General features: G+C 69.1%; 6 protein-coding genes and 4 pseudogenes. 6 read left to right on the plus strand and 4 right to left on the minus strand.

What is annotated here, in order from left to right:
* Positions 1-6 precede the first annotated feature (6 nt).
* From MQE23_RS42925 to MQE23_RS42940, 4 genes are read right to left on the minus strand one after another with little or no spacing between them, the layout of a single operon-like run.
* Positions 7-447, minus strand: coding sequence for a phage tail protein (locus tag MQE23_RS42925; RefSeq protein WP_243382277.1), 441 nt, complete (start codon positions 445-447; stop codon positions 7-9).
* A gap of 16 nt (positions 448-463) precedes the next feature.
* Positions 464-1,645, minus strand: coding sequence for a phage tail sheath subtilisin-like domain-containing protein (locus MQE23_RS42930; protein WP_243382278.1), 1,182 nt, complete (start codon positions 1,643-1,645; stop codon positions 464-466).
* A gap of 30 nt (positions 1,646-1,675) precedes the next feature.
* Positions 1,676-2,509, minus strand: coding sequence for a Pvc16 family protein (locus MQE23_RS42935; protein ID WP_243382280.1), 834 nt, complete (start codon positions 2,507-2,509; stop codon positions 1,676-1,678).
* Between the two features lie 3 nt (positions 2,510-2,512).
* Positions 2,513-4,645 (minus strand): AAA family ATPase, encoded by a 2,133-nt coding sequence (locus MQE23_RS42940; protein WP_243382282.1) that lies wholly within the window; start codon positions 4,643-4,645, stop codon positions 2,513-2,515.
* Between the two features lie 191 nt (positions 4,646-4,836).
* On the opposite strand from MQE23_RS42940, the pseudogene MQE23_RS42945 reads away from it, so the two are divergent.
* The 6 genes and pseudogenes from MQE23_RS42945 to MQE23_RS42970 form a co-directional block, all read left to right on the plus strand.
* Positions 4,837-5,358 (plus strand): annotated as a pseudogene (locus tag MQE23_RS42945) (transposase); the annotation flags it as partial.
* A gap of 47 nt (positions 5,359-5,405) precedes the next feature.
* On the plus strand, positions 5,406-6,647 hold the full coding sequence (locus MQE23_RS42950) for an IS701 family transposase (protein ID WP_243382284.1): 1,242 nt from the start codon (positions 5,406-5,408) through the stop codon (positions 6,645-6,647).
* A gap of 1,533 nt (positions 6,648-8,180) precedes the next feature.
* Positions 8,181-8,399: pseudogene (locus tag MQE23_RS42955) on the plus strand (transposase); the annotation flags it as partial.
* 142 nt (positions 8,400-8,541) lie between these two features.
* Positions 8,542-8,763, plus strand: a pseudogene (locus MQE23_RS42960) (transposase); the annotation flags it as partial.
* Positions 8,764-9,524: 761 nt separating this feature from the next.
* Positions 9,525-9,833 (plus strand): annotated as a pseudogene (locus MQE23_RS42965) (transposase); the annotation flags it as partial.
* 537 nt (positions 9,834-10,370) lie between these two features.
* Positions 10,371-11,963, plus strand: a complete 1,593-nt coding sequence (locus MQE23_RS42970) for a peptide-N4-asparagine amidase (protein WP_243382286.1) — start codon at positions 10,371-10,373, stop codon at positions 11,961-11,963.
* Positions 11,964-12,031 lie beyond the last annotated feature (68 nt).

Below are 12,031 nucleotides of genomic sequence, written 5' to 3' on the forward strand. Positions count from 1 at the left end.
GGCCTGTCACGCCCGCGTGAGGCCCTCGTGGGCCAGGACGAGGGTGTCGACGGCGACGTCCGTACCCTTGGCGTTGAACGAGGCGCCCTCCCACTTGGCGGGCCAGGCGCTGACGAAGTTCCAGCGCGCCACCTCGGTGTGGTTGCTCAGGTCGAACACGACGATGGAGCCGTTCTTCCTGGCCACGTTCCCGTCTATCACCTGCTGCCGCCAGGACCACAGTTCCCGCGACTCCGTGACACCCCACTTCAGGGTGATGTCGGTATAGCTGGTCCTGCCGGGCAGCTTGCGCACGGTCGTGTTGTCGCCGCCCTCGCGGTTTTCGATGATCTCCGTAGTCGATCCCAGGCCGCTGCACTCGGTGAAGCTGGCCTGAGCGATCCCGTCCAGTTCCACCAGGAAGTTGAAGTTGCGGAAGGGATCAACCCGCTGGCCTGTCTGGGGCATGATCCGTCCTCCTCGTCTATGCTTCTTGGGCGCTGCCGCCGCCGGACCACAGGCCCAGCCGGACGACCACGTGCTCGGCGGGCCGGGTAGGTGCCAGGCCGATCTCGATGAACACCTGGCCGAGTGCTCGCACCGGTTCGGGGTTGAGCTCGTCGTCGATCTTGACGTAGAAGGCCTCCGCAGCTGTACGCCCGAACAGCGCGCCGGCCTGCCACACCCGCGTCAGGAACTCGATGACGGTGCGCTCCAGGGCCTTCCACAGCGCGGTGTTGTTCGGTTCGAAGACGGCCCAGTGCAGGCCCTGCAGCAGGGAGTCCGAGATGTATGCGACGAGTCTGCGCACGTTGACGTAGCGCCAGGGGGTCTGCGTGGTCAGCGTGCGAGCTCCCCACACCACGGGCGGACCGCCGGGGAAGGTCCGCAGCGCGTTGATGCCGAGATTATTCAGGACGCTCTGTTCCTTGTCGTTGAGGTTGTACTGCAGGGCGAGCGCGCCCCGTACGACCTCGTTGGCGGGCGCCTTGTGAACTCCGCGCTCGTTGTCGCTGCGGGCCATCACACCGGCGATGTGGCCCGAGGGGGCGACCGGCAGGGTGGCCGCTTCCCCGGCTGCCGCCTCGGGGTCGTCGGTGACGATCCACGGCCAGTAGAGGGCGCCGAACCCGCGTTCGGTCGTCAGTGCGGGTTGTTGCGCCTTCACCGCCTCGAGGGGGTTCGAGGGCGGGGTCGGCTCATCGGTGGGCTCGTCGGTGGGCCCCGGCACCCGCGGGCCGTCCAGGATCGCGAACCGGTCCCCCATCACCTCGCAGTGCTCGATCACCTCCTTCTGCTTCGCGGTGTCGGTCACCCCGGGCACGCAGACGATGCTGACGTCGGGGACCCGGGTCAGCGCGTCCAGGGCGCCGGTGATTCCGTCCGTCCCTGACGCGTCGTCGACCGGAACGACGTAGGCAAGGTTTCCGCCGTTGCGGAAGAAGCCGCGCAAGGCGTGGGGCAGGCTCAGTCCCTGGAGCTCGCCGAAGTTCTGGGTGTACTGGGTCCAGTTCGTCACCAGAACGGGTTTGTCCGGCGTGACCCCCTCTTTCTCGACCTTCCCGATCAGCGCTGCCGTGCTCGTGCCGGCGCCGGCGATCGGGCCGGGCGTCTTCGTCTCCAGGAGATGGATGCCGGGGGCCTTCGTCTCGATGGCCGTGGTCATGAAAATGCCTCCTTGCCTGGCCGTGGTCCGTCAGGGCCGCGGAAGGATGATCTTGTTGATGTCGCCGCCGGACCTGTACTCCACCTCGGTGCGCAGGTCAGGGCGGCCGGAGGGCCGGACCAGCAGCGTGTACCCGCCGAAGTCCAGCCCCTGGAACGCGAAGTCCCCCTGGGCGTCGGTCACCTGCGTCAGACCCTCCTCCACCACCTCCACGCTCGCCCCGGACACCGGACGGTGCGTGCCGTCGGCGTCCTCGAGCAGCCGCCCCCTAAGGACGGGATGAACGACGGACGGCCGGATACTGATCTCCCGCACCGGCGGTTCGGGTTCCGTGGGCTGCGCGGGCTCCATGGCCAAGGTCACGGTCAGTGACAGCGCCGGGCGGGGTGTCACCCCCAGGGCGGTCCAGAACGGGCCCGCGCCCGCCGTCTCGGGCGGTGAGCCGATGGAGGCCGGGAGCGGGTGCAGCTGCGGCGGCTCCGCCACGCTGCCGCGCAGGAACCGCTTGTCGAGCACCGGGAAGCGGCTGAACCACAGGAACAGTTCGCCCAGCATGCGGTGCTCGTCCTCGGCCCGGATCGCTCCTGTCTTGTGCGACCAGACCGTCGCCAGATACGTGCAGTCCACCCGGACCGGCGGACGGCGGGTGACGAACGTGTCGTCGGGTGTGCGGCTGACGAGGGGTGCCTGGTCCCTGAGGGTCCTGTTCTCCCGGATGTCGTGTAGGAAGAGGTTGACAGTGTCCTGGACCGGCTTGAAGTCCTTGTCGGGGGTCAGGAAAGTGACGTCGGCCGCCTGGAGCACCTCAGGCGCCGCCTCGTCCCCCAGCATCGCCTTGAGCGTCGCGTCGAGGTCGTGGAACACGGCTCATCCCTCCCCGCCGTCCGGCAGCCGGCCGGGCATGACCTGGTCCAGCTTCTGGAACTCCCGCCCGATCGCCATGAGCAGGTGGCTCATGCCGATCGAGACACCGTCAGCCGCGGCGAGGAACGCCGCGTGCAGCACCGCGTCACGGATGCTGCCCCCGGTCAGCCGGAAGTCGCGGGCGAGCCGGCCGAGGTCCAGGGCGGGGTCGCGCGGCGCCCGGGGCGGGAAGCACGCCCGCCAGATCCGCTCCCGTTCCACCACGCCGGGAAACGGGAACTCGACGACGAACTGCAGGCGCCGGGTGAACGCCTCATCGAGGTTCCGGCGCACGTTGGTGGTCAGCACGACGAGGCCGTCGTGGCGCTCCATCCGCTGCAGGAGGTAGGCGATCTCCATGTTGGCGAAGCGGTCCTGGGCGTCCCGGACCTCGGCGCGCCTGCCGAACAGGGCGTCCGCCTCATCGAACAGGAGGATGGCGTCGGTGTCCGCAGCGGCGGCGAAGATGCGTTCCAGATTCTTCTCGGTCTCCCCGACGTACTTGCTCACCACGGTGGCCAGGTCGATCCGGAAGAGGTCGAGGCCGAGCTCACAGGCGATCACTTCCGCCGCCATCGTCTTGCCCGTGCCCGGCGGGCCGCTGAACAGGGCGCCCACTCCGCTGCCGCGTGCCACCCTCCGCTCGAACCCCCAGGCGTCCATCACCTGATGGTGGTGTGCGAGGCGGGCACGGAGTTCGGCGAGCTGGGCCGCCACGTCGCCGGGCAGCACCAGGTCGTCCCAGCCGTGGACGGCCTCGACACGGTGCGCCAGGGCGGCGAGCGCGTGCCCGCTCTGGCCCCGGGCCGAGGCGAACAGTTCGGCCCGCGTCGGCCTCGTCAGCCGGGGCGGCACCCACTGTCCCGCGTCCGCGGCGGCCCGCCTGCGGGCCGTGGCGCAGGCGGTCAGCGCGGCGTCCGCGATACGGCGCGGGCCGAGTCTGAAACGGGCGGCCAGGTCGCGCAGGTCGGCCGGGCCGGTGTCGGCACCGTGGGCGGTGAGTTCCTTCTCCCAGAGCGCGCGGCGCTCGGCGATGTCGCAAACGGCGACCGGCACCGGCAGCACACCGAGCACGTAGCGGCCTCCCGGCTGCCAGTCCCGGGTCCCGGTGATCACGACGTCTCCGTTGTGCCCGGCCAGCAGGCCCTCCAGGGTGCGTTCCCGCGGGAGACGCTCACCGCCGAGGCGGTCCAGCCCCTCGAGGTCGTCGACGCAGAGCACTGCGCCCAGCAGGAACGCCTCCCGGAAGGCGAGCGCGAGCATGCTCGCCGCGCCCTGGGCGTCGTCGGGCAGGCAGCGGGTCTCCACGGTGAGCAGCGGCCGACCGTCTCGCGCCGCGAGTTCACGGGCAGGACCGTCCCGGTCGGCTTCCTCGGGACCCTGGGCGTACCACCGGACGGGACCGCCGTACGGACCGGCCCATGAGGGCGGTGCGGCCGGGGCGGCGTAAACCGACCCGGCCAGGGTCTCCCGGCCGACGGCATCCTCCGCTTGGTCCGCCTGGCCGGGGACCTCGGGACGGGTGATCTCCGGGCCGGGGATCTCCAGCCGACAGCAGGAGGCGAGCCGCCAGTCCAGTCCGGGCTGTTCCAGCAGGACGTCGACGATCTGGTCGTCGAGCACCATCGCGTGCGCGAGCAGCGGGGGCGCCGCCACTCCGGGATCGGGGACGAGCGCTAGGATCCGGTGCCGGGTCAGGGGCGCCTGGGGGCCGAACGCACTGCGGACCGCGAGCCGCTCCTCGGGCGTGGCGGCCAGCAGGTCCATCGCCAGGCCGACCAGCGGCCGCCCGCGGGCCGGGTCGTCCTGGAGGCATCCGTAGAGACGCCCGTAGCGGAGGTTTGCCTCCGGCGCCAGTGCCAGCAGAACCAGGTCGAGCTCGATGTCCGACAGCCCGTACCGGGTTCGCAGCCACGCCCACGCGCCGTGGCTGGCACAGACCTGTTCCCAGGAGGGCCGTGGTGGGGGGCGGCTGAGCGGGCCGTGCGCGCCCCGGCCGGTGGTTACGGCGTCGTCGGCCTGTGCCAGCAGGTCGTCCAGTCGGGAGAACGCGCTGAGCCGCGGAGAGTTTGGAGATTCTGCGAGGGCCTGAGGCATGGCAGTCTCCTCGGGAAACCTCTGCAATCCGGTCCTGGTAGGCCGATTGGCCAGACGTTTTCTATCCTATCCATTTCGGTCCGCCGTGCGACCTGACGGATCGACGGATCGGCGGGGCGCCGGAACCACGGATCGGCCGGTCGCGGTTCTAGTAGGGCTTGGTGTGCTTCCCTCGTGAGTGGCGTGTCTGTTTGCTCGTTGGCTTCCTCAAGGACGGGGACGCCTCGGCGTGCGTGGCGAGGCAGTACACCGGCACCGCGGGCAAGGTCACCAACTGCCAGGTGGGCGTCTCCGGGCATCTGGCCACCGACCGTCCCTCGGCCGCGGTCGACTGGCGGCTGTTCCTGCCCGCCTCCTGGGATCCTGCCTCGCCACAGGCCGATGCGGTCAAGGTCGCCCGCCGCACCCGCTGCGGCATTCCCGACCACGTGGGCCGTGTGGAGAAGTGGCAGCTGGCCCTGGACATGATCGACGAGACCCTCGCGTGGGGCATCGACGTCCCCCTGGTGGTCGCGGACGCCGGCTACGGCGATGCCGCCGCCTTCCGCCTCGGCCTGGAGGAACGAGAACTGCCCTACGCGGTAGGCGTCTCGGGCCGGCACACCGCCCACCCGGCCGAAGCTCGGCCCGTCCAGCTCACCTATGCGGGCACCGGCCGGCCACCGAAAATGCAGTACCCCGAGCCCGCGCGGACGATGAAGGACCTAGTAGTACTTCGTTACGTTGAGTGATCTAGGCTGATCGTGGGCAGCTTCCCGGAGTGAGGTCGGGGGAAGTGGAGCGACTCCGGGGCGAGTTGGCGGAGTTCGTTGCCGATGTGTTCGGGTCGTTTCCGCGGCGGGATCAGCGGCGGTGGGGCGAGTGTTATCTGCGGGGCCTGATGCTCGATGGTCGGCGCAAGTCGATCCAGCCGATGGCCGAGCGTCTGCCGGACGGGAACATGCAGGCCCTGCAGCAGTTCGTGAATCAGTCGCCGTGGGATCCGCTGCCGGTCAGGCAGCGGATCGCGGAGCGGCTGTCCGAGGCGATCACGCCCGAGGTGTGGGTGATCGACGATGTGTCGTTCCCCAAGTGCGGCAAGGCGTCGGTCGGGGTGGCCCGTCAGTATTGCGGAGCGGTCGGCAAGCGGGCGAACTGCCAGGTCGCGGTCAGTGTCCATGCCGCCACCGACACTGCCTCGTGCCCACTGCAGTGGCAGTTGTATCTGCCGCGTGAGTGGACGGACGAGCCGGACCGATGCCGCAGGGCAGGAGTCCCCGACGACGTGGCGCACCGGGAGAAGTGGCGTCTCGCGCTCGGTCTGCTGGACGCACTCGCCCAGTGGCAGTTGAAGGCGCCGGTCGTGGTCGCCGACGCCGGCTACGGCGTCAGCACCCCGTTCCGGATCGGTCTCCAGGAGCGAGGGCTGTCCTATGTCCTGGCCCTGAACGGGAAGGAAGTCGCCCACCCGGAGGATGTTGAGCCGCACCAGCCTGCGTATGGCGGGCTCGGACCGCCCACTCTTGCCCGCTACCGCACCCCACCGCGAGCCGTCTGCGTCCTCGCGGCGGAGGCGGCTCGCGGTGGGGTGCGGTTCACCGAGGTGACCTGGAGGCAGGGCAGTAAAGGCGCGATGACCTCACGGTTCGCGGTGCTGACAGTGCGGCCCGCGGGCAAGCAGTCCCTGGCCGCAGCCCAGGAGGCGGGCGGCGGCCGCAACCGGTGGGACGGCGTCCTGCCCGTCCAGACACTCCTCGTCGAATGGCCACACGGCCAGGACGCTCCGACGGACTACTGGATATCGAACCTGCCCGCCACCACACCGGCCGCTGACCTGGTGCGGTGGGCCAAGATGCGCTGGCGGATCGAGCACGACTACCGCGAACTCAAGCACGGCCTGGGCCTGGACCACTTCGAGGGCCGCACCTGGCGCGGCTGGCACCACCACGTCACCCTCGTCACCGCCGCCCAGGCCTTCCTCACCCTCAGGCGCCTCGACCCAAAAGTCCGCACACCGGCCTGACCCTCTACCAAGTCCTCGACGTCCTTCAGGACCTGCTGAGGTGCTGGACCGGTACCTGCACCACCTGCGGACGGCGCCTACCCAGCCCTCGGAGCAGCCACAGACAGCCCAGAACCTAACGAAGCACTACTAGGCTGTTCCGTTCGGATCAGTCGGTCGTTGGTGCGGGTGTGCCGTCAACCGATGCGCAGTGGGCGCGGATCGAGCCGTTACTCCCGGACCGGACGCCGAGGCGGGGTGGTCGCTGGCGGGATCATCGTGAGGTGATCGACGCGATCGCCTTCAAGTTCCAGACTGGGACGCAGTGGGTCCATCTGCCGGAGAAGTACGGCAACTGGCGAGGCGTTTATAACCGGTTGCGGATGTGGGCCGTCGATGGCACTTGGGAGCGGGTTTTCACCGCGTTGATGGCCCAGGCCGACGCCGATGAGGACCTGACCTGGGCTGTGTCCGTGGACTCCACGAGCGTGCGAGCTCACCAGCACGCGGCCGGGGCCCGCAAAAAAGGGGGCTCCAGTCGGCGAACCGGCCGACCACGCCATCGGCCGGTCCCGCGGCGGACTGACCACGAAGATCCACCTCGCGGCCGACGGCAACTGCCGACCCCTGGCATTCGTCCTCACCGCAGGACAGGCCGGCGATGCACCGACCTTCACCGACGTCATGGCACGCCTGCGCGCTCCCCGGCGACGAGGACGGCCCCGCACCAACCGGATCGTGCGCGATACCGGCCGCCGTCCGGAAGAAGCCGCCCGCCTCCGACGCGGCTGTGTGCAGCGCGACGGCAAGCCCACCGTCGGCTACGACAACCTCCAACGCCGCCGCTACGGGCGCCGGCTTCCCATCACCGAGGAGACCGCACGCAACATCGAGGCATGGGAGAAGGAACTGTCGGGCCTTCCGGTGCGCGCCCTCGCACAGGAATGGCTCTTTCCCGCCCCGGGCCAGAACCGCACCGGCCGCGGCCACATGTCCGCGCACCACTTCTCCGCAAAGATTTTCCGGACCTGGCTGGACAGCATCCCCGTCCTGCTCGGCGAAGGGCTCGACGACCAGGGCAGCCCCGTGCCGTACGACCGCTCGGAGATCGTTCTGTACGGGTTGCGCCACGCCTACGCCGGCGTTCCGGTGGGCCACCGGCGCGAGCTGATGGACCATCGCGAAACCGACACCACCATGGGCTACTACAAGGTCTCCCTGGAGCGGAAGCGCAAAGCCGTGGAGACCGTCGCCCGGCTGACCATCGACCGGCACGGTAACCCCCGCGGCTACAGCGACGCACTGGCCTACGAGGGCCAGACCGTCGCGGTCCCCTACGGCGGGTGCAGCGAACCCAGCAACGTCAAGGCCGGCGGGCAGCACTGCCGTATCCGCTTCCAGTGCGCCGGCTGCGGCTTCTGCCGCCCCGACCCTTCCTACCTGCCGGCACTGGAGCAGCAGGTCGCCGAGCTGCGGACCGACAAGGAAGCAGCCCTGGCCATGGGCGCCGCCGACTGGGTCATCCGCAACTTCGACGACCAGATCGTCGGCTACGGACTGCCTCTGTCACTGGGCATCTCCGGCGCGAACATGCACGACAGCCTCGGTCTTGAACCACTCGTGAGTGGGATTCCGCCGATCCGTTCCCGGCGAGGACCTCGTCGACGGCGCCCCGCCAAGCTTCACGCAGACAAGGGCTACGACTACGACCACCTGCGTCGATGGCTCCGCAAGCGCGGCATCCGCCACGGCATCGCCCGCAAAGGAATCGATCGCTTTTTGGATGAACGGACTGATCGGACATGCCGTCACCCTTCGCAATGGACCTCGGTGGACAACGACCAACCGCTGTCACCGCCCATGATGGCAGTCCCAGGTCCGGTCCGCACGGTCTGGGCCCGCGTAACCGCAATCGCGTCGTTGGCTCCGTAAACGCGGCATCCGCCACGGCATCGCCCGCAAAGGAATCGAGTCCTCCGAGCGGCTCGGCCGCCACCGATGGGTCGTCGAACGGACCGTGTCCTGGCTCGCCGGCTGCCGTCGGCTCCAACGTCGATACGAGCGCAAGGCAGAACACTTCCTGGCCTTCGTCGGCATAGCAGCAGCCCTCATCTGTCACCGCCGCCTCACCAAGTGAAACGACCTCTCAGAGAGCCTCAGCAGGGGGCGGATGTTCGTCACGCGATGCCGTGCTCAACGACGTCCTCGTGTGCCGGTGACCCCGCGCCGGTGGCGCCGGGAGTAGGTCGGCATTCTCCGCGACGACATCGAGGTGACCGATGTCCCCCTCATCCAGATGATGCTCGCAGCTGGCACGGGGTCAGCAACTGGACGAAGGACGTCATAGCGTCCGAGGTGACCGCGCTCGTGCATGCCTTCGTCGACGCGGCACTCGTCGCGCAGGACCGCCGGAACATCCGTGTCATTCATGCCGTACCCTGCGGTCGAGGCGACCGGTGCCGGTCGCCCAGAACAGGACTGCCCCACTGCCGCCGGGCCATGATGACGGGGAAAGCGCCCCTCGTCCCGGCCTGCCCCGAATAGCCCAGACAAGGGGCCCTGAATGCCTCTCGCGACCTGGAACGGCGCCGATCACGTCGATCTGATCAGCATCCTCCGCCGCACGCTCAGCTGGCCAAATTGCGACGCTCAGTGGCCAACCAAACCGCTCCTTACCTTGTTGAAGGGTTGATTCCGGTCCTTCGTGCGATCGGGAGCCCAGGGGCCCTGGGTGTGGCTGAAAGCGCTCATGCCGTACGTGTGGCTTTGGCTGATAGGCCGCCCAGTGCCCCGCGACGACACGGCCACTCATTGGGATGAGCGAACAGATCGCTTCGTAAGGACACGTCGGCGTGGTCGTCTGCAGGGCCAGTCAACCGATCGACGAGGGAGGCTCGGGTGCCCGAGCTCTGGGCGGGGACGGATGCCGGCAAGGCCGCGCATCACTGCACGGTGATCGACACGGAGGGGGCGACGGTGCTCTCGCGCCGAGTACCGAACAATGAGGCTGAACTGCTGGAGCTGATGGGCGATGTCCTCGCACTGGCTGAGGGTGACCCGGTGAACTGGGCAGTCGACCTGAACGCGGGCGGAGCCGCGTTGTTGATCGCATTGCTCACCGGTCGCGGCCAGGGGATTCTCTATATTCCTGGCCGCACCGTTCACCATGCCTCCCGCAGTTACCGGGGCGACGGCAAGACCACTGCGGCAGCCGCCCCAGCACGTCCAACCTCAACTACTGCGCCGGGCAGACCGTTTCCAACCTGGTCGTGACCAAGGTGTGCACCGGCGGCCAGGGGCACGGGTGCCCCCGCCGGGCGGCTCGGCGCGAACAGCACCCTCACCGTGAAGGTCGCCGGCGTCCACGGCGTACCGGCCGGCCGACGCGACCGCTGTCCTGGTCAACAGTCCACCGGTCGGGGCGACAGCCATGGCCGTGGCGAGAGCCGGGCGACGGTCGGTGCGCGTGAACACGACGCTCCTGCGGAGCGCGTGGCCTGTGGCAGCCCGCGATGATCTGAGTGCGGCGGGAGGGGGACTCACCACGCAGCGCAATGGTTGCACGTCCAGTGCACCATGGGGTGGCCTCGCGAGCCGGGCTTCCCCGGCGGCTGGATTACGGGCGCATTCCCGCTCGGTCGGTGAACGGTCTGGAATTGGTCAATACCTTCCACCTCCCCTTGGCCGGGGCCGGGACGCGCTTGTTCACTGCGCCCTATGACACTCACGAGACCTTCGGCACCCATGAGATCCCTGATCCGTCCGGGAAGGACGGCCGCCGTGCTGGCCGGCGCGCTTGCCGCTCTCAGTCTGTCCCTGGGCACAGCTTCCGCCGACACGGTGCCGGCGGAGTTCGGGACCGACTACCACGACCCGGTGGCCGCCGCCCCGGCCATCTCGACGCCGCACACCAAGTCGTGTTCGGTCACGATCGCCCAGGCGCAGTTCAAGGACTTCACCCCCTACACCGGCACCTACACGCCGCCCACCGGCTGCGGCACCCCCGGCCGCTGGTCCAAGGTCGTCCTGCGGATGGACGGGAGTGTGAAGGGACGGCAATACGACCGGCTCGGTTATCTGGACATCGGAGGTGTACAGGTCTTCCGTACATCGACGCCCGAGCCCTCGCAGGACGGGATCAACTGGTCCGTCGAGAAGGACGTGACCGAGTACGAGAAGACGCTGAGCAGCGCACAGTCGGTCGACATGCTCATAGGCAACGTTGTCAACGACACCTACACCGGCGTGCTCGACGTCAAGGTGACCCTCACCTTCTACGCCCCCGAGCCCGGCCGCACACCCTTCGCCCCCGACCGGGTCATCCCCCTCAGCGACGGCGACAGCGTGACGACCGGCGCCTCGCTGACCACTCCACGCAACTCCACGCGGATCCTCGCCGAGGTGTACGCCACCGGCTCCGGCGGCGGCTGTGAGGAGTTCTGGTACTCGGTGGTCACGCCGTCCGCGTCGTACTCCTGCCAGGGCGGGGACGACGGTCCGTACCGCGAGGTGCAGGTGAGCATCGACGGGAAGGTCGCCGGAATCGCCTCGCCGTATCCGAACGTGTGGACCGGGGGCTGGTCGCCTTATCTGTGGTCGGTGATCCCCGCCCCACACGCCTTCGACGTACGGCCGCTGGAGTTCGACCTGACTCCGTTCGCGGGGCTGCTCAACGACGGCAGAGCGCACAAGGTCGACGTTTCGGTGGTCGGGGTGCCTAGCGGCCAGACGGGGTGGAGCGCGCCGACGAACATCCTGGTGTGGCAGGACGCACACAAGTCGGTGGTGACGGGGGCCGTGACGTCGTACACGAAGGCGGATCCGGCGGTGAGCAACACCTACACCGACGGTTCGCTGCGCCACCTGGTGACCGACGGCGAGGACCGGTTGAAGGTCACCGGCTACCTGGACACCTCCCACGGCCGGGTCACGACGACGGTCGAGCGGACCGTCACGACCGCGATCGACCACCAGTGGACGCCGGACGAGAACACCGACGACCAGACCGGTACGTGGAGCGACCACCAGGCCGTGACCACCAACGGCCAGGTGTCCCGCACGAACCGCACCTACACGCTCGACGGCCGCTCCACCATCGACAGCGCCAACCGCCTCCGCGTGATCATGTCCGTCGGCGACCACGCGCTCCTCGACGCCACCCGCATCGACGACATCTACCAGGGAGACGCCACCTTCACCCTCGGCGTCCCTCGCGAGGACCGGCACGCGGTGGCCACAACCAGCGAGCGCTACCGGCTCCGGGCTCCCGGCGCGTGCTACGACCACACGCTCGCGACGGAGCAAGGGGTGCTGACGAAGGACGTGCGCGGCTGCTGACCCCGGACCCAGCCCTTGGCGCGCAGTCGCCGGCAGCGTCATGCTCTTGTGGAACCTGCGCCCGATCA

This window comes from Streptomyces sp. HP-A2021 (assembly GCF_022807935.1).
Lineage (GTDB): Bacteria > Actinomycetota > Actinomycetes > Streptomycetales > Streptomycetaceae > Streptomyces > Streptomyces afghaniensis.